The 26,007-nt window shown below is 47.7% G+C and carries 20 protein-coding genes; 4 read left to right on the forward strand and 16 right to left on the reverse strand.

The genetic code is table 11. From position 1 onward, the window contains the following. Positions 1-36: 36 nt before the first annotated feature. From MKX74_RS19095 to MKX74_RS19115, 5 genes are all read right to left on the reverse strand, one after another. Positions 37-762: a response regulator transcription factor gene (locus MKX74_RS19095; protein WP_341179456.1), complete on the reverse strand. Its 726-nt coding sequence runs from the start codon at positions 760-762 to the stop codon at positions 37-39. Next, positions 749-1,171, reverse strand: a complete 423-nt coding sequence (locus MKX74_RS19100; protein ID WP_341179457.1) for a sensor histidine kinase — start codon at positions 1,169-1,171, stop codon at positions 749-751. The genes MKX74_RS19095 and MKX74_RS19100 overlap by 14 nt, the downstream gene beginning before the upstream one ends. After that, positions 1,120-2,880, reverse strand: coding sequence for a sensor histidine kinase (locus MKX74_RS19105; RefSeq protein WP_341179458.1), 1,761 nt, complete (start codon positions 2,878-2,880; stop codon positions 1,120-1,122). Before MKX74_RS19105 ends, MKX74_RS19100 begins: the two co-directional genes overlap by 52 nt. Before the next feature lie 575 nt (positions 2,881-3,455). After that, positions 3,456-3,953, reverse strand: coding sequence for a hypothetical protein (locus MKX74_RS19110; RefSeq protein WP_341179459.1), 498 nt, complete (start codon positions 3,951-3,953; stop codon positions 3,456-3,458). 351 nt (positions 3,954-4,304) lie between these two features. Continuing rightward, positions 4,305-5,336, reverse strand: coding sequence for a LacI family DNA-binding transcriptional regulator (locus MKX74_RS19115; protein ID WP_025676611.1), 1,032 nt, complete (start codon positions 5,334-5,336; stop codon positions 4,305-4,307). Between the two features lie 318 nt (positions 5,337-5,654). Between MKX74_RS19115 and MKX74_RS19120 the strand changes: the two genes are divergently transcribed. Together MKX74_RS19120 and MKX74_RS19125 are read left to right on the forward strand one after the other, a co-directional pair. After that, positions 5,655-6,707, forward strand: coding sequence for a 2,3-butanediol dehydrogenase (locus MKX74_RS19120; protein ID WP_341179460.1), 1,053 nt, complete (start codon positions 5,655-5,657; stop codon positions 6,705-6,707). 239 nt (positions 6,708-6,946) lie between these two features. Then, positions 6,947-8,356, forward strand: coding sequence for a prolyl oligopeptidase family serine peptidase (locus tag MKX74_RS19125; RefSeq protein WP_341179461.1), 1,410 nt, complete (start codon positions 6,947-6,949; stop codon positions 8,354-8,356). Positions 8,357-8,635: 279 nt separating this feature from the next. On the opposite strand, the gene yaaA is transcribed toward MKX74_RS19125, so the two are convergent. Genes yaaA through MKX74_RS19140 form a run of 3 tightly spaced genes read right to left on the reverse strand, consistent with a single transcriptional unit; the run spans position 8,636 to position 12,033 of the window. Beyond that, positions 8,636-9,388, reverse strand: coding sequence for a peroxide stress protein YaaA (yaaA, locus tag MKX74_RS19130; RefSeq protein WP_341179462.1), 753 nt, complete (start codon positions 9,386-9,388; stop codon positions 8,636-8,638). Between the two features lie 56 nt (positions 9,389-9,444). Next, positions 9,445-10,221: a hypothetical protein gene (locus tag MKX74_RS19135; protein ID WP_341179463.1), complete on the reverse strand. Its 777-nt coding sequence runs from the start codon at positions 10,219-10,221 to the stop codon at positions 9,445-9,447. A gap of 39 nt (positions 10,222-10,260) precedes the next feature. Continuing rightward, positions 10,261-12,033 carry a methyl-accepting chemotaxis protein gene (locus tag MKX74_RS19140; RefSeq protein WP_341179464.1) on the reverse strand — a complete coding sequence of 591 codons (1,773 nt, stop codon included), beginning with the start codon at positions 12,031-12,033 and terminating at the stop codon, positions 10,261-10,263. Between the two features lie 248 nt (positions 12,034-12,281). On the opposite strand from MKX74_RS19140, the gene MKX74_RS19145 reads away from it, so the two are divergent. Further along, complete coding sequence (locus tag MKX74_RS19145) at positions 12,282-13,601, forward strand: MFS transporter (RefSeq protein WP_341180613.1); 1,320 nt, start codon at positions 12,282-12,284, stop codon at positions 13,599-13,601. 320 nt (positions 13,602-13,921) lie between these two features. Here the strand turns inward: MKX74_RS19145 and MKX74_RS19150 are convergent, their stop codons facing one another. Further along, positions 13,922-14,863 (reverse strand): ADP-ribosylglycohydrolase family protein, encoded by a 942-nt coding sequence (locus MKX74_RS19150; RefSeq protein ID WP_341179465.1) that lies wholly within the window; start codon positions 14,861-14,863, stop codon positions 13,922-13,924. 170 nt (positions 14,864-15,033) lie between these two features. Here MKX74_RS19150 and MKX74_RS19155 point away from each other — a divergent pair, with 170 nt between their 5' ends. Further along, on the forward strand, positions 15,034-16,965 hold the full coding sequence (locus MKX74_RS19155; protein WP_341179466.1) for an AraC family transcriptional regulator: 1,932 nt from the start codon (positions 15,034-15,036) through the stop codon (positions 16,963-16,965). A gap of 130 nt (positions 16,966-17,095) precedes the next feature. Here MKX74_RS19155 and MKX74_RS19160 read toward each other — a convergent pair whose 3' ends face one another. The 7 genes from MKX74_RS19160 to MKX74_RS19190 form a co-directional block, all read right to left on the reverse strand. Further along, complete coding sequence (locus MKX74_RS19160; protein WP_341179467.1) at positions 17,096-17,245, reverse strand: hypothetical protein; 150 nt, start codon at positions 17,243-17,245, stop codon at positions 17,096-17,098. 23 nt (positions 17,246-17,268) lie between these two features. After that, positions 17,269-18,654, reverse strand: coding sequence for a contractile injection system protein, VgrG/Pvc8 family (locus MKX74_RS19165; protein ID WP_341179468.1), 1,386 nt, complete (start codon positions 18,652-18,654; stop codon positions 17,269-17,271). Positions 18,655-18,722: 68 nt separating this feature from the next. Next, positions 18,723-19,298, reverse strand: a complete 576-nt coding sequence (locus tag MKX74_RS19170) for a hypothetical protein (RefSeq protein WP_341179469.1) — start codon at positions 19,296-19,298, stop codon at positions 18,723-18,725. A gap of 31 nt (positions 19,299-19,329) precedes the next feature. Then, entirely contained in the window at positions 19,330-20,625 is a 1,296-nt protein-coding gene (locus MKX74_RS19175; RefSeq protein WP_341179470.1) for an N-acetylmuramidase domain-containing protein, read from the reverse strand. A 33-nt stretch (positions 20,626-20,658) separates the two neighbouring features. Further along, on the reverse strand, positions 20,659-22,158 hold the full coding sequence (locus tag MKX74_RS19180) for an NADase-type glycan-binding domain-containing protein (protein WP_341179471.1): 1,500 nt from the start codon (positions 22,156-22,158) through the stop codon (positions 20,659-20,661). A gap of 31 nt (positions 22,159-22,189) precedes the next feature. Next, positions 22,190-23,233 (reverse strand): hypothetical protein, encoded by a 1,044-nt coding sequence (locus MKX74_RS19185; RefSeq protein ID WP_341179472.1) that lies wholly within the window; start codon positions 23,231-23,233, stop codon positions 22,190-22,192. 28 nt (positions 23,234-23,261) lie between these two features. Beyond that, positions 23,262-26,003: an NlpC/P60 family protein gene (locus tag MKX74_RS19190; protein WP_341179473.1), complete on the reverse strand. Its 2,742-nt coding sequence runs from the start codon at positions 26,001-26,003 to the stop codon at positions 23,262-23,264. Positions 26,004-26,007: the final 4 nt, after the last annotated feature.

A 26,007-nucleotide genomic window follows, 5' to 3' on the forward strand; every position in this document is an offset into this window, starting at 1 on the left:
TGGACAAAGATGATGGGTATCCTGTGACCTCTGTACTTAATCAGAGCTATCGCTCCCTTGGAACTTGTATCCAATTCCACGCACAGTTGCGATGTAGCGATGGGGGCTGTCTGCGTACTCCTCAAGCTTACGTCTCAGATGATGAACATGTACCATGACCGTACGGGTATCACTCCAATGCTCCAGCCCCCACACCTGCTCGTACAATTGCTCCACACTGAACACCAGACCTGGATGACCAGCCATGTAGAGTAAAAGCTGCAGTTCTTTGGCTGTCAGGACGAGCTCCCTACCATTAAGCCTTGCCTCATTTCGGATGAAGTCCAGCTCCAGTTGACCATCGCTCCATATTCGTCTCATGGCAGCAGCATGCGGTCCCCCAGACATAGGTGAGCTTCTCAGCCGGGCCTTTACCCGTGCAACCATAATATCGGGGTCAAACGGCTTGGTAATATAGTCATCACCATGCTCCAGACCTGAAATAATATCCTCGCTCTCCTTCAGACTGCTCAAGAAGATGACCTGAATATCCATATTTCGCTTGAGGGTCTGTATCCACTCCTTACCGGAGCCATCAGGAAGCATAATGTCACAGATGATCAAAGCAGGTCTATACCCATTCAGGAGCCCCACTGCTTCAGCCAAGCTACTGGCCACACGGGTCGTGAAGCCCTGATTATGCAAATAAAGGGACACTAATTCGGCGATATCCACATCGTCTTCTACAATTAAAATATCGCGTTGCTCCTCAATCGCATTCATGTCTTGGTCCCTCCTCCTTGATCCATACAGGCAGCCTAAAATAAAATCCACTGCCTGCTCCTGGCTTACTGTCTACCCCGATATCCCCCTCATGATGATGGATGATCTCCTTGCAGATCGCCAGACCCAGACCAGATCCGGTATGCTGGCTATCCATAGCTGCACCGGGTCCCTTCACTTGGCCAAAGCGCTCAAAAATATGCTCATGCATGGACGGATCGATTCCAATTCCGGTATCTTGCACTCGGATTACGGCCATCAGCACAGCTCCTTCCTTGTTGGCCCCCTGAGACTCCTCTACATGGATGTGAAGGCTGATGGCTCCCGGAGGAGCCGTGAAGCGTAGCGCATTGGATATTAGATTGGACAGCACCTGCTCATTCGTACCGGGTCCAGGCGAGCGAAGCATGACGAATATGAGCCAGCTGGTGACAGCACCTGCTCATACCGAATACCTCGATCGGCAATCTCATATTCGTATTTATCAAATAGGTCTTTCATGAATGGAAACAGTTCAACCTCCCGCATATGAAACTTACTCTGGTTGGTCTCCAGCTTCGTTAGCTCAATCAGATCCAGTATCATTTGTTCCAGAAGAATGGAACGCTCATAGATTCGATTAGCATACTTGGGAGCATCCTGGGTAATAATTCCGTCTCGCAATGCCTTCGCGAAGCCCTTAATCGAAGTAATCGGCGTACTTAGCTCGTGCGAAATATTAGCCAGTAGACGCACCCGGAACTGCTCAATATCCGCCATCTTCCGATTGGCCTCCTGCAGATGGCTGTTACTCTGCAGCAAGGATTGCGTCCGCTCCTCCACAGTGCGCTCCAGCGAGTGATTCGTCTCCAGCAGCTGTGCAGACAGCTCCTCCTTCGCCTGCAGCGCACTAGAGAAACGGTAAGACAGATTGAGTGCCTGAGTTAACAGAAAAGCCAGCAGCCCCATGGACAGCAGGTCATCCGTCGCCAGCAAGCCCGAATAGAACAGCATATCGTTCAGGGCGAAGATCATGAAGATCAGGAAGCCCATTGCATTCATAAATGATCCCTTGCGGCGGCTAAATACCGAGCGGGCATACACATATGTCGTGTACAGCAGAATCGGGAACAGCGCGCCCCAAATATAGATAACGAGCCAGTAAGTATACACGCGTGCAGGCAACAGCAAAAACAATAGTGTACAGCCAAGCATCACAATCGCGGTCATCTGAGGTGCACGGGCGTGAGATTCCGCCGGATACTCTCTATGTATGAACAGCACCACAATCAAGCCGGTCATGGATATTGAGATGTACTCGGCCTTCACGGCCCACTCCCATGGTAAGGATGGTAGCAGATACGGGGCCGTAGTCTCGCCAAGCACGACTGTTCGTACGCCTACAGCTATACATAGCAAGCTGAATAGCAGCGCGGAGAACTCCTGTCTCCGATTCAGATAGACCAGCAGATAGTATAGCGACATCACACAGAATATTCCTACAATGAACATCTGGGCAGCGACACGATATATACGTAGCCAGGATATCCCCTCAGCCATCCCTATCTCCATCTCCTGCCATATTCCTGCATTACGCTGCGAAAAGTTGGAGACCTGAATAACAATCTCATTCCAGCCCTCCACTGGCTCAAAGTAGAAGGTCTTCGGGTAGCTTGCTGGCTGCATTGTGGCATGGCTCGTTCCGACGATTCCATTGCCGCCCTTCAGCTCGCCATTCACCCATAAGCGATAAGCTGAGGCAATGCTCTTGGGGTAAATGCCCAGCATCTGATGCTCGCGCACCAACTGCTCTGGAGCCAGAAAACGAAGCCGGTACGTAGCATATCCCTCATTGGGCAGATGCCCGGTCCCCAGCTTGTAAGCTGTCCAAGGCTGTGGAACAGATGCCAAGGCAGGCTGCGGGAGCGAAGGACTTTGGAAATCCTTTGGCTCCAGTAAAGCCTCCCAATAAAATTCCCACTCTCCGTTCAATTCCAGCGTAGGCTGCTGCTCTCCATTCCAGTTCGATAGATCTGTAGTGCCAGCCTTCACCTGTCCGAGGACAGGCTCGGCAGAAGCGGTAGATAGTCCCCACCAGGCTGAGCCTTGGGGCAGCATGCATAGGAGGATGACGAACAATATCGCTAAGTATGCAACTAGCGCTGCTTTACGGGCTTTCTTGCAGAGGAGTCTGCAATATTCTAGGATCGTCCGCGACGGACTGGCGATCTTCTTGTCAGAGACTAACACTTCCCTAGAAGAGCGTTGTATTGTATAGAATAATTCAAAAGACGGTTTACAAGATGAGGCACAAGATGGGTCATAAAATATACCCAAGGACTCGCCCTTGCCTTTGTCTGTATCCTGCATTGTTAGTTCATCTAGCATGCCAAAGCGATCCCCCATAACTGCCGTCGACTGACTATATCCGCTATGAGCTAGCTTCAGCCGTATTTTTTAGAACACATCGCTATTATATCAGGAGGTTGTAAAGATCGTATTAGCACTTTTTTGAATAAGTCGCTGCGAAGTCTTGAGCCCTTGTATGATTCCGTAATTTGAAAATGCCCCTTCCATCAGCCAGATACGGCTGTGTAAGGAGCTGTGGAGTTGCCTACTAACTGGTAACTGTGATTGAACAAAGAGCTTACTACCCATATTCCCAAGCCTACTTGTGAAGCCCGATGCACAAGCCCTAATGAAAAGCCGTGAGCTTATCCATCTAGACCCGACTGGGCTTTGGTTAGCAGCTTGCCATTCTGAAATGTGAACACAGCATTCGCACCGATCCCCCCGGTACCAAAATAGGAGTACACAGCCATAGTCGAGGACTCGCTGATCGCATTGCCATCACCGCCCATGATCGCGGCGACCTCCTCATAGGTCATACCAATCTCGACCTGTTGATACTGCCCCAATGTAATCCGAACGCCGTCCCCCTGATCCAACGGACCATTTTTGCCGGACTCTGTGCTTTCAGTATCTGCTCCCTCTATCACGGCGCTCGCGATGTCCTGCTCCTTCAATTCTTCCGTAAGCTCTGTAATCTTCTGATCACGCTCAGCCAGTCGTTGCTCCAGCTCTGCTACACGCTGCTCAAGCCTATCGTACTCGATCTGAGAAGGACTGGGAGACTCCCCACAAGCGGCTACAAGCGTGCACATTGCCACCAGGCCCGCTCCACCAAGCATTCTGCTCATCTTTTGTTTCATGGAAATACTGCCCCCTATACCCATTGCATTTTTTTCTCGTCTGTTATATTGTGTGACCTTTTTACTGTAAAAAAATAATCCATCCTAGTGTATCATGGCTGGATTTTTCTGTAACTGAGTCTCAGGTCTGCTTTACGATGTCCTTACGTACAATGTGACACCAGGAGGCACTGGCGCATGATCAAACGTAAAGACTTGTAGCGTAGTATCTATATCCGCCTGCAGATGGCTTACCTTGAAGAAGGCTATAAAGGAAACCTTTCCTTGAGACATTCCAGAGACATTCCAGAGACATTCCAGAGACACTTCAGAGACACTTCAGAGGCGTTCCTGATGCTACAGGATGTATTGCTACCTTTCCCCTCGCGAGTATTGCTTCATAGCCACACTCGACTCTCGAACAATCAGCCGTGGCTCGAATTCCACCCGCTCATACTCGGCAGGCTCCGGGGACTGAATACGCTTGAGCAGCAGCTCTGTAGCAAGGCGTCCCACCTCGCTGCCCATGATGGATACCGAGCTGATCTGTGGAGACGTGACGGTCGCCCACAGATTATTATCAATGCCGACCACCGCCACATCCTCAGGAACACGCACACCCAGTTCCTTAAAGCGGTTCACAATACCGATGGCTACCATGTCATTTACGGCGTAGATGGCATCCGGCATGAGCTTCAGATTATAGAAATAATTAGCAGCCTGCCGTCCGGTCTCGAAGGTGAAGTCCTCTCCAAAGTAGACCAAAGACGTGTCCACATGCGCCAATGACTGCTCGTAGGCCCGGTAACGCTCCTCAATCTTGTCCTTTGGCGCTCCGGCATAGGCAATGCGGGTCCTGCCGATCTGGAGTAGATGCTCCATGACCAGCCGTCCTTCCTGCCGCGCCAGACCGACGACATCCGCCTTCAGCTCAGGACTGAGCAGCTTGCTATAATTGATCACGGATACCGGAATGCTCGTCTGATTAATCATACTCTCGATCGTCTTCGGATAAGCCAGCGGCATAATGACCAATCCATCGACATGCAGCTTCTTGATATCTCGCAGCACCTCTAGCTCCAGTCTGGCATTCCCAAGGGTATTTATCTGCACGACCCGGTAGTCATGCTGCTTGGCAGCCTGCTCCACCGCCCAAGCGATGTCGGGAATAATGGCATTACGGATATCCGGCACCGCAAGCGCAATCTGGCGGGTCTGACGAATCTTCAAGCTTTGCGCCGATGTATTGGGCACGAAGCCCATCTCCGCTACCACCTGCAAAATATGGGCTTTCGTCTTGGCACTTATGCCAGTGCTATTGTTAAGCGCTCTGGATACTGTCGCAATACCGACTCCCGCATGCTTTGCCACATCCTCAATCGTCACTTTTTTTCTACTGGCCATGGCTACTACCCTCTCCACTCGGAATCGTTTCCTGCTATCACGGAAATTTTCACACTTTTCAATTAGTATATCATGAATTCTGATCGCTCTTCATCCGTCGCTCCAACAACGATATGGAATAAATTAAATTCCGCTAGTAAATACGTGTGTTTAAGCATTGTATTTTTCATTCGATGTGTCTAAAATGTGAATTCTCCACTCCTAAAACGATTGACACTTTATATAAATTGTGACATCCTTGTGTAGGAAACGTTTCCTATAAAATTTTTCTAATTTAATATTTATGAAATTATACACCTAGATAGGGAGATGACTTTCATGCAAGCATTGAGATGGCACGGAGTAAAGGATGTCCGGATGGAACAGATTGAGGAGCCAACCGCGCTAAAGGGAAAAGTCAAAATTAAAGTGGAATGGTGCGGAATCTGCGGTAGTGATCTGCACGAATATGCTGCTGGTCCCATCTTCATTCCGAAGGATGCACCTCACCCGTTGACACAGGAGCAGGCTCCGATCGTAATGGGTCATGAGTTCTCTGGACAGATTGTAGAGGTCGGGGAAGGAGTAAGCAGGTTCAAGGCTGGGGATCGTGTCGTCGTCGAGCCGATCTATGCCTGTGGTCAATGTGTCGCCTGCAAGCAAGGCAAATACAACCTATGCGAGAAAATGGGCTTCCTCGGTCTGGCAGGTGGTGGTGGCGGCTTCTCCGAGTATGTGGCGGCTGACGAGCATATGGTGCACAAGATTCCAGACAGCGTATCGTTCGAGCAAGGTGCATTAGTTGAGCCATCGGCTGTAGCACTATATGCCGTCCGTCAAAGCCAGTTCAAGGTAGGAGATCGTGCAGTTGTATTCGGTGCAGGGCCGATCGGACTGCTAGTAATTGAAGCACTGAAAGCTTCCGGTGCATCTGAGATCTACGCCGTCGAATTATCTCCTGAACGTAGAGCCAAAGCCGAAGAGCTGGGAGCTGTCGGACTGAATCCTGCTGAGGGAGATGTCGTAGACGATATTCGTCGTCTAACAAACGGTGGCGCAGATGTCTCCTACGAGGTCACTGGCGTTCCCGTCGTGCTGACTCAAGCGATTCAGTCCACGAAGCTGAGCGGTCAAATCATGATCGTCAGCATTTTCGAGAAGGAAGCACCGATTCACCCGAATCTGATCGTCATGCAGGAGCGCAACATTGCCGGCATCATCGGCTATCGCGACGTATTCCCAGCGGTCATCAGTCTGATGGAGCAAGGGTATTTCTCTGCGGAGAAGCTCATTACCAAACGAATTGCCTTGCAGGATGTAGTATCCGAAGGCTTCGAGACTCTGATGAAGGAAAAGAGTCAGGTAAAAATCCTCGTATCTCCGAATCTGTAAGCTTTTTTTTCAAACGAGAGGCAATCGACTTCAAGTACAAGTACAATAAAAAGTATGCCTCTATGGACATGAAAGCCGCACTGTGCATGCAAGCCCCTATATAATTGGCAGGTAGAGTAACGAGTCTTTCTACCTGCCTTTTTTCTATGATAGAAATCCTTGTCAAAAAGATCCTGCTTTGATACGCTTACATAATATTAGCTTCTTAATGAAATTATTACACAGTAGGAGGAATGAGCATGACTAAGAGACATACACGACGTTTTGCCACAGGACTTCTGGCTTTGACTGTATTATCAGGTAGTTTGACCTCTTTATTTGTAAGCGCTAACATTTCTTATGCCGAATCATCTATCCCATCCTATAAGCTGCTGACCAAAGTGTATGACGGAGGACCCGGTATCTATAAGGTCATCCTGAGCATCCATACAGAAGTACTCGCGAGTTCGATTGAGAAGGATAGCTTTAAGGTACTCGTTGAACGAACGTACCCACAGTTGAATCTGCAAACAGGAATCAGCTATGAAGCCTTCGACAGCAGCAGTCGACGAATCGAGCAGATCTATCTCTCTGACGAGCAAGGGAACGCGTCTGAGCAGGAAGCAGGTAATTACATCACGATTGAAATGGCTGTGCGGCCTGATGATCCTACTACCAGCCCGATTTATTATGATCTGTCTGCCACACATAATAAATATGCTAATTATCAATATACCATTATCCAGCAGCAGCCCTTGAAAAATACAGAAGGCAGTGAAGTTACTAACCTGACTACAACCAAACACAATCCTTATACTGTAGTTGAGCAAACAGTCGATGAATTTGATACTAGTGGAAAATTCAACTACACAGATGCGCAGCATGGAGATATTACCCTCACCTATGCGTCCTACAAGCCTGAAGGCATCGCACAAAAGCGGCCCCTGATTATCTGGCTTCACGGCGCTGGAGAGGGTGGTACGGACCCACGCATTTCTGTGCTGGCCAATGAGGTAACTGCTTTAGCTGAAGAGCCGATTCAGGGGTATTTTGGCGGCGCCGAGGTTCTGGTCCCACAGACGCCAACCATGTGGATGAATGACGGTAGTGGGCAATATACCAAGGATGGCAGCAGCATGTACACCAACGCCCTGCTAGCTTTGATTAAGCAATATGTTGAGGACAACAAGAATACGATCGATACAAGTCGCATCTATCTTGGTGGAGGCTCCAATGGTGGCTTTATGACCCTGAATCTACTGCTTGCAGACCCTGATTATTTTGCGGCAGCCTACCCTGTAGCCGAAGCTTACCTGGATGCCTGGTTAAGTGATGAGGACATCGCGAAGCTGAAGCAAACACCGATCTGGTTCACGGCTGCTGGACAGGATCAGGTCGTCAACACAGCTAAAAATACCACGGCAACCTATAAACGCCTCGTAGCAGCCGGAGCACCTCATGTTCATTATTCTTACTTTGACAAGGTCACAGATATCCGGAATGAGTACGCTTTGGCGGGGGGAAGCGTACAGCCGTATGAATACAATGCACACTGGTCCTGGATTTACGTATTGAATAACGATAGCACCAAGGATTTTGATGGCACGCCTGTGATCGTCAATGGCAAGGCTGTCACCCTGATGGAATGGCTCGCAGCCCAGCGTAAATAGTCCTCACCCGTGGCTGGCACCTATCTCCACAAGCAAAGGCAAAGAATCTCTCCAAGATAGGCTTTGTAATGCCATTCTTTGGATCGCATACAAAAAGGGGACAGGTATACTGTCCCCAAAAATACAACTATGTGCAAGATATACTGAATTGGGCAGACTGATCATGAAAACATCCACAACATTTTTTAACGTCTGCCGATCATTAGCTTTTTCTAAGTCCAATGAAGGTTACAGCCGTAGCGGTACAGCTCAAAGTAAGGATGTAGGTAGTTTTTCGCCTCATTTTTCCAGTGTCTGTATGAAAACATAAGTGCGCTCGTCGGACAACTCCTCTGAAAAACCATAGTTTAACCGGTCAAAGCTTCGAATGCCCTCTACGGCTTCAATCTGCCGTTCCGCCATAAAACGTACCATTTCGCCCCTGGCCATCTTGACCTGAGTTCCCTTCTCAATAACCTTTCCGTCTATCTGCTGCCCAAAAATACATGTGATAAACCGAACCTCTTTGCTCAAAAAAGGAGAAATGCATTTGCTATATTCCTTGGAAGCCAAATTCAGAACGCAGCTGCTTTCGGAAAGGAGCCGATCTGCGAGCTTTCTGCCCCAAAATTGATAGAGAGAGCTGAAGCCGGGACCTCCGAGCCTTGCCTGCATCTCCAAACGGTACGGAGCCACCCCGTCAAAAGGGCTCAACATCCCATACAATCCGGATAAAATCCGCAAATGTCGCTGAAGGTAATCCAACTCTTCATTTTCAAAAACGCCCGGGGCCATGTATTGATACTGGATGCCCTCATAGGCATAGATGGCCGGCGTCAAATTGCCCTTCAAATTCATATGCTGGATCCGCCCGACATTCAGCGCAGCGATAGCATCGTTGCACTTCCACAACGTTTTGAGTTCATCGTACGTAAGTTTTTGAAGCAAATTTAGTAGGTGCTCCGACTCCTCCATAAATTGAGGCAACCCGCGGTAAGGCATGTTATCCGTATCTACCTTCATCTTTTTGGCGGGCGATATTATGATTCTCATCTTGCCAATCCTTCCCTCAAATACAGTTGCATCTGTTATTCCTTATGACAAGTCCGCTACTTCTGCCAGTGTATGCTACTTCCATTGGCTAGCCCTGACATTGGAGTCAGCCCTCCTATAGCGGGCACGTCTGAATCATTCGTCTTGTTATGGCTGATCATCTCTGCAATCTTCATCTGAATAATGGGTACCACTAATATATTGAGGAGCACCAGAGACGATCCTGCTAGCGCCAGGGCCAACAGATACAGATTACGATTAGCCTTTGTACCTAGCACCTCCTGCAATCGATCACCAGGCCTGGCCAATGTGGAATGGCCGTGGAGCAGATTGTATGACAAGTAATAATAAGAGATGATTTCAACCAGCGCCATACAGTACGCCGAGACGACAGCATAAATGATCCATCCCAGGATGGGAATCCAAAGCGCCACTTGAGCCAGGAGATTTAATACAGTCCCCCCACTGGCACCACCAATCATCACAAGTACATATACCCACAGGAACTTCCGTGTCCCTACGCGCATAATCGACGAGAGCTTCATGCTTCCCTGAACGGCTAGAGCAGGCATAAAGTAAAGCCCCGACCGCAAGAAGGTCCAAACGATACCGAACAAGACAGCTATCACGAACACCAGTAACAAATCTCCCAGCGGTGTCCAATCCATTGCTGAAGGCAATTCGTCCTCTACCTCCAGAATCAGGATAAACATATCGAATATTCGAGCAAAATGGTCCTTAAGCATAATGAAATACAAGGTAACCAAAATAATCAGCGGTAGTGTTCGCAATAAAAGGTTATATTTCAGATAATCAACATACGTAGCCTTCAATCATAGATCTCCTTTACGTCATACTTCATTCGGATGTAGCTATTTAATAGTACGATCACCTTCACCATGAATCTTGTAGTCTGCGATCAGTGAATTGAGCTGTACCGCACTGTTCTTCACCTGATCAGACTGCTCAGTAACCTGGGAGGACTTCTCGCTTGATACTACCATATTTTCGGCGATATGCTGAGTAGATACTGCAGATTGCTCGCTGGCTGTTGCAATTTCATGGATGGCTCTCACCATGGACTCTACTGTATCCCGGACCTGCTGGGAGGTAAGATTAAGCTCCTGTACAGTATGGGTATACTCCACCGTATCCCGGAGATATTGGCCAGCCGTGTCCTCCAGCAGCTGGTAATCCCGTCCTACCTGATGCTTCATGAATTCCAGCAACTCCTCAGCGCTAGTGGACAAGTACTCCACCGATCGTACAACCTCATGTGTAACGCTCTGAATCTGGTCCACTGCGTGTCTGGAGCTATCAGCAAGCTTGCGAATCTCATTCGCAACGACGGCAAAGCCTCGACCTGCCTCTCCTGCGCGAGACGCCTCAATAGATGCATTCAAGGCAAGCAGATTCGTCTGTGCAGTAATCTCCAGAATCGACTGCGAGAGCATACGAATCTGTTCGACGGCCTTAGCCTGCTGAAGAGCTTCAGCCATTTTCTGGCTCGCCGTCTGGTACACTTCTTTCGCTTGCTGGCTGGATTCACCGGCTTCACGCTGCAAAGCCTCGGCCCTCTGACTTGTACTCTGTGCCGTCTCTGCGCTCTCATGAGAGCGGCTGGCGATGGACTCAATCGCGCTCTTTACTTGCTCTGCAGAGTCATTCATATTTTGCGCATAAGCACTGGTCTCCTGCATCGTGGCAGATAGCTGCTCTACTGTAGCCGAGACATCACGAATCTGTTCATTGAGCGCAGCAATATTATGATTCGTCTGATCACTGAGCCCACTAATATGACGAGACTCACGTACAATACCAGTAATGACCCCGGTTGTATTGCTTGTCATCTCCTTGATAGCACGGGAAATAACGGCAATCTCGTTGTTTCCCTGAAGCAGTCTGGGATCAAGCGAGGCTGTCATGTCCTTTTGGATAATCTGACCACAGTATTCGGTAATTATCTTCATCTGACGCTTGGTTCTACGAATGACCAGGAAGGAAATCGCAGCGAGCATGAGAACAACCCCCGTCATGACTGCAACGAGCAGATTCCTGTTCTTCGTTATTTCTTCCTGAGCCTCCCCATACAGCAGCGCTGATTGCTCGTTGTTGTAATCGGATATTTTCGTAATCTGTTCAACTATGGCTGTACTGGACGAGTTAATGCGTCCCCGTTCCTCATTATCATAGGTTCCCGTATCCTTCTTGACTGCCATAATACCTTCAATATCCTGATAGTATGTATCTATTGCAGCCTGCAATCGGTCATACATCCCCTGCTCTTCGTTGTCCAGATTCATTTGCCCGAAGCTGTTCAGGTTATTGCTTACACTGCCCTTGCCCTTCTGCACCTGCTCGTACTGTTTATCCGTATATTGCGGATTGTCGAGAACCTTCGTATAGTTCGCTCTCATGTTGTAGAAGTCTGCCTTGAGCTGAAGAATCACTGTCTGGTGCTGAAAACGGTCATTGTAGAGCGTGCCCGAATCCTTTTTCATCTCATTCATTCCTGATAAGCCCACGAATGTTAACGCTAACAAACCAACCAGGCCAATAATGACCATCATCAACATTGCCGTGCTGATCCTGATATTTAACCTTGTCTTGGAGCTACTGGCTCCATTCGTGCTTCCTTTTTTCATTTCCAAGTTCCCCCATTTATCTGTAAATGAAATAACCTATCTTGTTATATATCGGTTATTGGGGGCTTGCTCTACATATGATAATGACTTATCAGTGTTTCTCACTGCATAATTCATGCAAAGTATTGGATAATGATATGGCAATATTGCTATATAAATTTTTAAGGAGTACAATTTAAATAGTATGAAATTCGTAATTCACGTCATTTTCAAAAGATAGGAATGGTAGTATGAAAGACAAAATTGTAATGCCCCTCTGGACCTGCTGTCTGTTCATTGTCGTCATGAATACAACGATGTTCAACGTATCCTTGCCTGCCATTATACAAGATCTCGATATTACGGCTGATCTCGGTGCCTGGGTCATTTCCAGCTACTCGATCGGTTATGCCCTCTCCACTGTAATCTATAGTCGCTTGACGGATCGCTTCCCGCTGCGCAAGCTGGTCGCGACAGGTCTGCTGACCTTGGGATTAGCCTCTGTGCTTGGATTATTTGCGCATTCCTTCGCCATATTGCTGGCTACCCGCATTCTGCAATCCGCCGGTGCCGGAGTGATGGCGGGGCTAGGGCTAGTCATTGCCAGTCGGTATGTGCCAGCCCAGCGTAGAGGTGCTGCCATCGCCATGATCTCATCAGCTGGAGCCATGGCTTTCGGCCTGGGACCGATCGTCGGTGGTCTGATTAGCGAATATTGGGGCTGGAACGGGCTGTTCGCGGTTACTGTGCTTGTTCTCGCTGCTCTGCCTGTGCTCTTGTACTTTTTGCCCCAGGAACAGTCTTCCGCTGGCAGCTCCTTCGATATTATTGGCGCCATGCTGACTGTCATCAATGCTGCTTCGCTGCTCGTGGCCATCACGACACAATCCCTGCTGTGGTTAAACGTCGGAGTCGTGTCGCTCATCGTGCACGCCATTTATATACGTCGGGCGAATCATACATTTATTCATCCCCGGCTCTTTGCGGTGCTTGGCTATACAAGACTGCTGCTCATCGGCTTCGGTATCCTGATTCTGAATCTGGGCAACCTGTTCCTGATGCCTTTAGTGCTTGCCAACGTCTTCCACCGCAGCTCACTCATGATCGGACTGCTGATTGCTCCTGGTGCATTGCTATCTGCTGGCTGTGCCCGCTTCGTCGGCCGCTGGATTGACAGTCGCGGGGGAATACGCTTCCTGCTAATCGGACATGTGCTTCTAAGCGTTGTCCTGCTGCTGTTCATGCTGGAAATCCATGCTTCGGCGCTGATCGTGACCGTAGGGTATCTCATCTTCTCCCCTGCGTTCTCGGCCACGATGGCTTCCGTCAATAATGAAGCTGCCCGGTTGCTGCCTCGGGAGCTGGTGGGCTCCGGAATGGGCTTATTGCAGTTGATTCAATTTTTCGGCGGCTCCATGTCCGTAGCCTTCTGTGGTCTGCTGCTGCACAGCAAGAGCTATCTGCCATCTGCAGAGGCCTACAGCTATGTGTATGGCATCCTTCTGATCGTCGCTCTCGTCTCCTTCGGTATTGCCTTCTGGCATAGCAAGGCTGCAGCGTCAGTAACAAAGGCCGTGTCCAATCATTAAGGGACATAGATGATAGTCCTTCTAGCTCCTGGTACCTTGACCAGATCGAGCATGAGTATAGAGTCGCTGCAAGCGGGAGCCCTGTCGACTATTGTTAAGTTTGATGTTCTTTCAGACAAAATTGGAAAGCTATGAACAGCACGCTTGTGCCCTTAGGCCAGCATCTGCCAGCCATCCTACAAGCTGTAGCAGATTGCTGCTCAGGATACTGCTACAGCATCGCAGTGGCAAATTCATTAAAAAAAGCGAAACGCCTGGACCTGAACAGCCTGCGTTTCGCTTTTTTTTGATATCACCTGAGCTTGTAATAGAATGCTAGCCTATTCTTGGCCAATCATCCCCCATAACCTGTCTGTAAGCTGCTGTAGCTCATCCTTCATAGCAAGCCGTGCAAGCCAGTGCTCCGGGATCTGATCATAACCATAGTAAGCGCCAGCCAGTTGACCATATACTGCTCCGGTCGTGTCCGCATCATCTCCAAGATTCACAGCGAGTAGTGCCCCTTCCGCAAATGAGCTTGTACGATCAAATGCCCACAAAGCAGCCTCCAGCGAGCGAATGACATATCCGGTCCCTTTGATCTCTGGCGGCTCCCTGTGCTGATACGAACCATCAATGACGTCCTGTAGTCCGGGAGACAGCTCCTTCTCCCCAAGCCAGTCTCGCCATGTCGTGGACGCTAGCATCGTCTGTTTGTCTGCTCCCTGCATACCGGACACCAGCATTGCAGCCAGCACGGCGCACGCTTGTACACTTTCAACCGCACCGTGTGTCGTTAATGAGCTCTGCTCGGCATAGCGTATGGCCTGTACAGGCTGATGGGCATAAGCCATGGCCACCGGTGCCAGTCGCATAATAGAGCCATTTCCAGCCGTCATAGGGTCTGTCAGACCACTATATGCCTCGCCAGTATGCTCGAAGCGCTCCAGCGCAGTACGAGTCGCATTTCCGATATCAAAACAAATTCCAGTACTGCTCATATAACCGGTCCTGTACCAATTCACATATCTGCGCATCTGGTCCCCTGCATCGAAGCCACCACATCTGACCAGACTTTCCCCCAGACATAGCGCCATGGAGGTATCGTCTGTCCATTGACCTGGCTTCAGGTCAAACACACCTCCACCAACCATATCCTCCACAGGCGGAAAAGTGCCCGGGCTGCTGAACTCCACAGTGGTGCCTAATGCATCCCCTACCGCAAGACCGAACAGGCACCCATGATGACGATTCCGATTCACTGTATATTGAGTCATGTACATTCATTCCTTTCTGAAAATCGACATTCTATCCTATCTAGTTCACTTCTGTTAAATATACTATAAAATAGACCATACATAAGCTTTTTTGTAGGCAGGGCACATTCATTAGGTTTATGCCAAATGCTTATTATAATTACATTCATGTCAAGCAACTTGAGGTGTAGGATGTCGTGAAATGGTCTAAACAAATTCAAATCTGGAACGAGACGCCGCTCATACTGCTGGATATCCGTCATATCCGGATGAAAAAAGACGAAGAGCTTCGTTCCTATCGGTTACCTGCAAGCTCCTTCATCTATGTGAATCAAGGGGCAGGATTCATTTCCTTGAGCGGTCTGGAGATTCACCAAGTTCATCATCATGCGATCCACACTGGCAAAGGAGAATCACTAAGCATCCAGTGTTTAAATGAACCGTTGGACTATTACATGATTATGTACAAGTCGTTGCCCGATCCCAATCAGCTTCAGGAGAGCAGCGCAGCTGAATCGGAGCCTTTCTCTGAAATATATGCTTTCACAGCTGTCCATCCCCTGCGTCTTCTTCCTTTGCTGGAACGTATGCTCGAATGCTGGAGGAGTGGACGAGAGCTGGATAAATTGCAAGTGAAAGGGCTGCTGTATCAATATATTTACGAGCTTTACCATCAACGAGAGCTATCTCCACTCCCTGCCCAGAAGCCTGACCTGGCTGTGCAGGTGGCCCAATTTATTCAGCACAATTACCAGCAACAGCTGTCCATGGACCAGTTGTCTCAAGCGATGCATTATAGTACACATTATGTGGCACGAGTGTTCAAGCGCAGATACGGCTGCAGTCCCATGGAGTATCTTGCACGTACTCGCATTCAGCAGGCCAAGCATTGGCTTACTCACAGTGACCTCCCCATCCGGGATGTGGCTGATCGTGTCGGCTATAAGGATATGTATTACTTCAGTCGTCTATTTAAAAAGATGAATGAGGTCACTCCTGCTCAGTTCAAAATGAAGCAGTTGTCTCTGCAAGGTTCAATTCGTCCTGAAATGAGGTTCAAATCGTTCATTGCTTCGAGCGGATCAGACCGCTATAGTGTTATAAGTGATAATGATTCTCAACATGAAGCATGGAGTGTGAATGACATGAAATCAGGTCTTAAGCCGACCTTTGCAGCAATGCTGCTACTCTTTAGTCTATCCCTGATTTTGGCGGCCTGTGGAGCTACCGAGCCACAAGCACAGCAGTCGCAGGGGAATGCTGCGCAGACGGGTGACGCTGGCGCTACGGAAACTGCTGCGCAATCGACCAGAGTCTACAAGGATGCCTTGAATCGGGAGATAGAGATTCCTGTAGAGCCCAAACGTGCTGTGGTGATTACCTACGGTGGCTATCTGCTGCCGCTGGGTCTTAAGCCAGTTGCTGTAGACCAAGCAGTATTGGACTTGTATCCTGAGGATATGGCTGGTGTAGAGAGCATTGGAGAGGGACTTGGTAACCTGGAAGCCATCTCGGCACTAGAGCCAGACATCATTATTTTACCCGAATACTTTGATCAGGCTACATATGATAAGTATCAGGTCATTGCCCCTACCGTCGCTGTATCCTGGGGCGGTGATCCCGATGTAATCAACATTCTTGGAGACATAGGCGAGGTCATGAACCGCAAGGCTGAAGCGGACGCCTGGATCACCAAATTCGAGACCAAGCTGCAGGGCATCCGCGACAATATCAAAGTCAACCTGCCAGAAGGGGCGACAGCCATTACCTTTATTCTGTACAAGGGTGAATTCCTGCTTGGCGGCAAAGGCGGTACACTTGGCAAGCTCGTCTATGAGGACTTCGGCTTCCAGATGCCTTCACAGTTCGAGCAATATGCTGATGGTGGCGATGCCCTATCAATGGAGGAACTGGCTGGCAGCAACAGTGATTACTTCTTCACGCAGATGAATGATGATGAATTACCGGCCATGCTGGATCTGTTCGAGCAACCGCTCTATCAGACGATCCCCGCTGTGAACAATGATCGTATTATTAATGTCAGTCGTAACAAGTGGAACTACGGTCCCTATCTGGTTGAAGAAGCTGTTGATGAGCTCATTAAGCTGGTAAACGAGAAGATGGAATAAACAACCTAGGCTATAGCTGAAGAGAGCTGCCATTCATCACATAGTTGATTGAAGGCAGCTCTTTGCTTTTCCATTTTCTTATTGGATCAATAAATAAAGCATTATCAATGAATAAAGCATAATGAAAATGTTAAGACTCTTGTCTGGCTGTGTTTATAGCTTCCGTTACAATAATGTACGGATACTCTCCATTAGCAATCTTCCGCTTCCATTCCTGGATCATATCCTCGCGCGTGCGGGGCTTCTCCTGAACAACTGCCCCTGTAGTTACCTTAGCCATTCTCATTTCTCCTATGCCATGCATTATTGGATGTTGACCTTCGCCCCGGTTATGGATACATTCCCATCCATCTCCAGCAGACTGGTTTTACATTTAAGCCCAATCGCGTCCTTGGCCGTAATCTGTACGGTATTTCCTGCCTTGAGGGAAAGGGTACCATCCGCCTTAACACGAATATCTTTGGTACTGCGCAGCTCGATACCGTGATCATCCAGCAAACGAATCACTACTTCATCATCCTGACCCGTAATCAGAATTTCGTGCTGATCGAAAATAATAGCTTTACGATATTTTGTCATGAATAGCTTGACTGCTGGGTCTTTGATAAAATCGCCGCCCTTGGAGCGTCTACGAATGGAGTGGGTTATGATCGCCTCATGCTCTTTATTGCTCGGGAAATATACATCTACAAAATCGTACAATTCAGGCATGCAGTACCATCCTGTATTCCCCTCAGAGGTATAGAAGGTTGCATATGGAAAAGCGTGTGTCTCAGCTACAGCTGGCTTGTCCTTATCTATTTCGTAGAAAAAGACCTTCACATGATCCTGCTCCAGTCCAATGACCTTGGATTTCAATGTCATTCCCCGGATGCTCTCATTGAGAATCAGTTCCTGCTGCATTCCTTCCTTCGTGGTAAGGACATATTCATGCCAGATGGCACTATGGCGAATCATAGTCGAGGATTGCAGTACCCACAGCGTCATATTTCTGAACTGGGTCTCGTCGCCGATACTCAGACGCTGCCCGCTCATTCCTTTCGTCTGCACCTTGTAATACAGCAGATTGGAATCGTTAGGCTCAGCTTTTCTGGTAACCGAATAATTGTATGAGCTCAGCTTGCCCTTCTGCGTACCGTCAGGCAGACCGAAGTAAAACTGTTGCTTGCTCGTCAGTGGATCAGGAATCAGCCCCCAGCCAAAACGAGAAGCCATACGCTTCAAGAACTCCCAGTCCGTCTCCTCATACTGTAAAGTGAAGTTTTGAATTGTCTCGTCCCGTAGAGGATGTGTGCAGTTAGCTTCCTTGTATCTGGCCAAGATTTTATCCAGTACAGCCTTGTAGGGCATATTCTTATTCTGAAAAGACCTGCTGCGCTTCTCCTCATCAAGCTTGATGGTATAGGATACAGCCTCTGCCACAAGATGAGCTACATCCGCCACCATTTTAATGCGCACCTGACTGATGAGACCCTTGAACAGTAACGTTCGCTTGTCATCATCCTCCTGATAAGACAGCATCAGACCTGCACCTGTATCCATCGCTTCCACATATTTTTCTGGCTCTTCTCCTGTCAGCACCGCTGTAAGATACATTTTCGCATGATTATTGATCCGTTGAACCAGCTTGATTTTTGGATTTTTCAAGGGCAAGGCGCTGCCATTAAGATAGATGATTGGTATACCCATAGGATGATCCCCCTTCGAACGATGACTGCCACGTAGCAGCGCTGCATATATACTTCATGATTCTCTGGCTAGTTCACAGTATCTTCTGCTTGCAATGGATAATTCTCCATATATCGGATGATATCCTCAACTGTTTTGTTATATCCAGCTTCATTTATTGCTTCATCCAATTCATAGTTTGTTGAAAAGGTCTGATCAGTGTTTTGAAAATACAACCCAGCAACAGGAAATGGCTCGACTCCATCTGGCCCCCCTGCTCCAGTATTATGATAGGCGATAACAATAATATCATTTAAACCATCATGGTTAAGGTCTTTAATCACAACATCTTGTATTCCATCACCACCGTTCCAATTCACACTCCCGTAAAAAGTTGGGAATGTATAAGTAACCTTCTTTTGTCTATCCAAAAGGAAAAATTGATATTTTCGTTTATCATCTTTTTTTCCTACAACAGCTCCAAACGTCAACTGCCCCTTCCCTTCTATATATATTGGATATTCACGTTCAATAAAGTACTGATTTGAGTCCAGTTTGTTTCCAATTAGACTGGATTTAAGCTCAGTATTTCCAACACTTATGTTGTAATGACCATTTATTAGGCATAGAACACTCAATATAAAAATGATAAGGTTCTTATTCATAATCCCATCCACTCTAAACTTCCTCAGATCATTAAGAGTTCTTGTAAAGCTTAGTATTCTTTTTTAATTTTTCAGTGTAGTCATCAACCTTACCAGGACCGTTATATGATGAAACAAAACTTCTTAAATCCTCCTTTTGAAGATATTTAATTTTATTTCCGTTACCATCGTTTTTCAAAAAATTCACAAATCCCTTAATTTGTTCTTCATTACCTGTACTAAATTTCATAAACATTTCTTTGGCACTACTGTAACCAGTTGCTTTATAATTACTCCCTAAAATCTGGCACAAACCCATACTTATCGACTTATATGCTCTCTCTTCATTTTGAGACTTGGCAAGATCAAGAGCGGCGTATTCACTTGTTTGATTCTCATGTACACTCTTCCAATTTTCACTGGAGCTTTTTCTATATTTATGCCCTTTATACTTGGGGCTCCCATATGTAAATTGTGAAGTAGGAGAATCCACAAAGTGATGCACTTCAAATCTAATCTTTAATTTTCCATTTACAAAGCCTGATCCTCCTGATTCCACAAGAACTACTGCTCCAAGTAAATTGGGATCAACAGATAATTCCTTGCCTAACTGATTCATTAAATCTCCATATTTAGCTTTAAAGGCACTTACAGATCCAAATGAACTTTTATCCCCTTGCTCAGGAACAGTCGGGGTAACTTTAGGTGGGGTAACTTTAGGTGTGTCATCTTTACTCGGTTTATCCTCCACCGGTGCGACTGGCTTTTGATATTTCCCAATAATCGCCTGTGCCTCCTGGCTGTATTTATCCTTCGCTGCTTTTATAGCCTTAGGATCCTTGCTGAGATCTTTGCCGTCTACGAGACCATGATCATGAGCGGCATACCATTTAGCCGTCAGCTCATTCAGCTTGTCCGCATCAGCCTTGGACGTTTTCGCAATGGTACGAATCAGATCCAGCTTCTCACGAATGCCCTTTCCTGCTTGCTCGGCTGCCTTCATTTGCCGGATGTTACCCGTAGCCTGCCCCTCCATCCAGAGCAGGGTCTGCTTCTTCATCTGTTCCTGTGCCCACTTCGGCATATTGGCCATTTCCCGTAGCTTCGAGCGGAGGCCTTCGGCCAGCTTTTGCGCTTTGCGCATCCCTACCTCATCGCCGTTAGCCTTGGCAATATACCAAGCCTCCTTATACTTCCTCATCCAGTCCTGAGCCCAATCGGGATAGGTCAGCTTTTGCTTCTTCTGCTCCGCCACCAGGTCGAAGGACTTGGCCTTCTTACGAGCACTGGCGGCAGTTAATGCCTTTAGCATAGGTGTCGCACCAAAGGTAGGCTCTTTCCATTTCATGCCCTGCTTCACCTCTCTCCTGAACAGTATCTATCAGAACACCCTTACTTCGGAAATGCATGTATCAGGATATGCTGTGCCAGATTCTACTTCGAGAATGGTCAGCTTGATCCACGAGGTCTGTACGGGTTCGTCCAGCTCATACTTTAACGCATCACTATTCATTACAAGACGTTGCCCCTCGGAGAACTCCAATTGTACTCGCTTGAATCTATTATTAGCGAGATAAGACGCTTTCGATTTGGTTAACCCATTCAAGATTTCAATTCCATTCACCACTTGAGGCTGACCGAAGTCCAGCTTTACCCATTCCCCTACTCCATCGCCAGCAACACCCTCGCACCACGCCGTATTGGCGTTTCCATCTATAAGATTAGCTGGGTTATAGTTATTTCCTGATTGATCAGGCAACGTTGATGAAGCTGTGATCTCTTCTACAGGAATACTTGTCCGATATGGTGTAAAATCAGTCCTACTCTCGATCCTTTGTACCGGTCTCAGAGTATAGCCGATTCTGTTCAATACAGCCTGGTAACGAACAATATTATTACTTTTCCAGTCCCATTCCACGATCGGGCCAGATTCCTCAGCAAGCAAGAGCTTCTCACCATCCCAAGTCATGAGGGGGGCTTCAATGGAATCCACTGGGGGCTGACCGACACGCTTGGATTTACCCGTTGTCATGTCTACCATAATTAGCTCATTGTCATTAGTCCCCGCATATAACAATTGATCCTTGCTGAGCCACTGCTTCAGCTCCAAACCTGTAGTTACCACATGCTCATACTGACTCACAGCATAATCCCGCAAATTAGCAATGAACAGTGAACCACCTGTTTGTATAGCCAGCCTACGGCTGTCTGGTGAGTACACCACTCCGTAGATAGCGCCTTCTTCAAATTGTCCTTGATCAGTAGGAGACTTCAGCTCCTGCAACGTCTGATCCTGAAGGCGATATACATACAGCTTATTATCCAATTCGTACACGCAGCTCTCCAGATTAGGTGAGAATTGAATGTATTGATTGGGCACATCAACCTCCAGTAGCTTCTCTGCTGTGCCTAGATCGTATAATCCAACCTGCTGGTGATCTAGCTCATGCGATTGACGAACTAGGGCAATACGGCTACCATCTGTCGATATTCCTCCGAGATATAGCTCATACCATGGGTACTCTGCCCCGTCCTTCGCATGTAAGCTCCTGATTATGTCCTCTATCCGTACATAGCTGCTTCCAGTCGGATCCGTCAGGTTAACTAGCTGATCCAGGCTCTCACTATCATTTTCACCATACATCAATAGCCAAGGAGTGCCCTGTTGAATTGACACATCTGGATTGTTGGTGCCATTTTTATTATGACTAATAGTCTGTTCAACGATATTGGAAGATAGAGTCTGCTCAGCTTGTGCAGCTATGGATTCAGAGCTAGCTCGTTCCTTGCTTGTACACGCGCATAGAAGTACCAACATGAAGGTAAGACTTAGCAGCTTGACGGTCCGAACTCTCCCATTAGAACATGTTCCTTGGATCATGCGTAGCACCCCAAAATCTACCTGTTAGCAGTTATTGCACTGCTCGATATTTTAGATAATCCACATTGCTCTCAATCCACTGTTGAGGATATACCCAGTTCCCATGACCGTTTACGGTACTACTGATATCTTTCTTCTGACCATTTTGCAGATCTACCAGAAATACCTTTACCAATGCTTCATTAATAATGATCATTTTCGTAATATCCGGGGACAGAGTAAATTCATCATCTGCTGTTCCAATTCTTTTACTTTGTTCCGTCACCGTATCTAGCAAATATATATCCCTTTCATAGGTCTCTTCATTAGTATCAGTCAAATAGACAAGTTGATCTAAACTGTTCCATTGAACCATACTACTAATCATCTGATCTTGGAGTATACGCTTGGATTGGCCGCTCTTAATATCCATAAGCACCATTCCACCTTGATGATGAGGAAAGATTAACGTACTTGTGTCTGGCGAAATTTTGGCCAACTGATTGAGATCTTTAGCTGTAGTTTCATCTATGTTCTCTGTATCCTTCGGTCCACTCCACAATATTTGACTTGTTACTGCATCATAAACATACAACTGTTCCCCCTGCTCATAGAGATAGTGAGTCAAATCAGCAGAAATATCGAGCAAGTCTCCTGGCATCTCAAATCCTTTCACTTTTTTCCCTTCCCGAAGGTCGTAGATCTCCACGTCAGATTGCTCCTCGCCATCCCACCAACGATACACAGCCAATCTACTTCCATCCCTGTTCAGCTTTCCCATCGACAGGTAGGAGTCTTGACTGTCCTGACGCTCTTCATCCGTCTGTAATTCATTGACTAATTCCTGAACCGAAATATAAGATTCGCCAGTAGAATCATCCAATCTGGTCAAGAACATCTCATCCTCGCCAGGGCCTCCACCCAATGTCACACTTAGCAGCCAATCAGTTACATTTTCCACGGGGGCTACTGTTGTTTTTTCTATAGCTACAGTCGTTTCTGGCTGAGCCACTATATCCGTATTTGTTACAGGAGAAGCGCAAGCTGATAAGAATAAGGCAAACAATAAAACAGATAATTTTTTTATAAAATTCATACTGCACCGCTTTCAACTCGAATTACAGCTAATTTTTTATTGAGCCATCATCCTGGATAATTCTTCTGACAGCATTTACATAGCTGCACATTTTACGATTATTTGTCCAAGTGGCTGTTAATTTATTAATCCGGACATTTTTTTTCTTATTGTTTCGATCAATATTTTTAGGATTCGTATTACTTCCTGATTCATGGATGACCTCTCCATTCCCAATATAAATACCAACATGATCAGGAGGGCCGTCTCCACCCCAATCGAACAGAATGAGATCCCCAAGCTTTAAGCTGCTAACGTCTCCCCCAGACCTTAATTTACTATGGTCAACTTTCGCCCCACGTTTGATCTGCACCTTCGTGTTTGACCCAATATTGACATTCAACACCGTCAAATACACGGAGGATGTGAAGTCAGAGCAATCCATATATGGTGGCGGGTTATTCACATCCAGCAGCATTGTAGTTATCTTGGTATCCATGCAATACGGTATCCTGCCTTCAAATTTTTTGGCCAGTTCTACAATAGCCTTTCTCTTCTCTTCTGCGGTGCTATTGGAAGGAGCTGGCTTCGGCTGTTCTTCCTTCGGCTTATCAGGAGCTTTATCCGGCTTCGCGGGCACCTCGATTACGGGCTTGCTCACAGGCTTGGTAGCAGTCACCTTCGGCCACGGAAGAATACCATTAGCTACCTGATACAGGTATACCTCCAGAACCTCACGGCTGTAGCCCTTCCCGGCAAGACCATACTTCTTAGCAAAGTCGTATAATGCTGCATTAAGATCCGCATCCCATTCGTCTCCCAGTGGTAGCTTATAGGGGAAGCTGTCTGGAAATTTACGACCCAGCTTATTGAGGTTCTCACGAGCCTGCAGATTGCCGATGCCGTACTTCTTCCGCAGCTCAGCAGCCTCCTTCGCCAGCGCTGCCTTGTCAGCCACCGTAAGCTTGTGAGCCGCATCTGCATACAGGGCGGACAACTCTGCCAGACGATTGGCATCCTTATACGACATGGCTGTACTGCCCCTGATGAGATCGTTGATAAGTACATGATCTCGCAGCTTGTTCGCCAGAGCATGGATTTTATTTTGCCGCGCCTTGTCACCGGCTGCATGAGCCTCCCACCACTGGGCCGTATATTCATGCATTTGTGCTCTGGCCCAATCCGGCATGGCATCAATCGCCGCAAGCTGCTCACGCACCTGCTTCGCTTTGGCCGCCGCCGCTTTGGCCCCTTTCTGATCTCCAGCTGCTATAGCCTTATAGTATTCTGCCTTGTATTTAAGCAATAGCTCCTGCGCCCAGGACGGATACTTCTTGCCCTGCAGTTCCTTCATTAAGGACTCATATGCCTTCAGCTCTTCGGGTGGCACCTGAGCCGTCAACAGCTTCGATGCCTTCAAATGGAATTCCTCGTCTGCCTTCAGATAGCTTGTTTTACTAGACAAATTCAGCCCCTTGGTTGCCATAACCTCAACCTTCTTACCATGCAGGACCAGATCAACATCTGCCGTGAAGCTCATGTCATATCTACTATATACATGCATGCCGGTGGCTGGATTCAGACGAATGAGAAGCTTATCCTTCTGAGACGACAAAGCCAGCTCCTTCTCATCGAATTTGGCTTTTTTACCGGACCGAGTATGGAAGAGTTTGCGCTCAGGCTGCTGGATCTCATCCCCCGTAAGCCCCTTCTTACGGAGCGCTTGGATAACATAGGCCTCACTCTCATTGGCAGAGGGAAAGTATAGCTGCACCGTGTCACCGAGCTCTGCCACACACTGCCAGCCCACTCCATTCGCGGTATACATCGTTGGGTAGGGGAACCACGTACTGCCTGTCGGAGGCTCGGCATCTATATTGAAATGCAATCGAACAGACTCATTGGCCCTGTCAATAACTATTCCTTCAATAGCTGTTCCGCAGAGCGTTGGATGATACATCTTCTCATAGGATAGCCCTGCTTCAGGGACTAGCTCGTACACAAATGTCAGAAGACCCTTGGCTATTGTGCCTGTTGCACGGTGTATGCTCCACTCCTGATTCTTGAATATCACCATGTCCCCTGGAGCATAACGAGCGGAATCCTCAACCTCGTAATATGTATTGATTTGATTCTTGTTACGACTGCCCGGAGCTACCGTGCTTCTACGTATAGTGTAGTTAGCCCCCTCAAGTCTACCCTTCACTTGTCCCCTGGATGTGCCCAGCCAGAAGCGTGGCGCATCGGAGGTTACTTCAGGAATTAATCCGGTTCCTAGCCTGGATGCCATTCGCTGTAAAAACAACCAATCGCTCTCCTGATACTGTAGGGTAAAGGCACCCAACGGTCGTTCAGCATCCATCAGATCAATAAAGTCACCGTGAGGGTAGGCGTCAACCCGGTCACGAAACAGCTTGTAATACGTCATCCCTGGCTCCTGATAGCTGCGACTCATTGGCTGTCTGTCCAGCAGAATCGTATGAGAGGCCGCGCTCAGAGACATGGAGTAGACTCCATTGACCGACTTGACGGTCAGCTCGGTGATCAATCCCTTGAAGAAGCATGCTACTACTTGACTTCCGTCCATTTCATAGACCTCGACAGGCTCATCCTCATACATCAGCTTGTCGTAGCCTTGCTCATCGTCGTCCGAAATGACAGCGGTCAGTTGCAGTCTGCCATGGTCATTAACCTGGTGGATCAGATCGAGTTCCAGCAACCTGACAATAGGATAAGGAGCCTTGATTTTAATATTTTCATAGGTAAGTGCCTGCCCTGACAGCAGCCCCATCAGC

The organism is Paenibacillus sp. FSL K6-1230 (assembly GCF_038002385.1).
GTDB lineage: Bacteria > Bacillota > Bacilli > Paenibacillales > Paenibacillaceae > Paenibacillus > Paenibacillus massiliensis.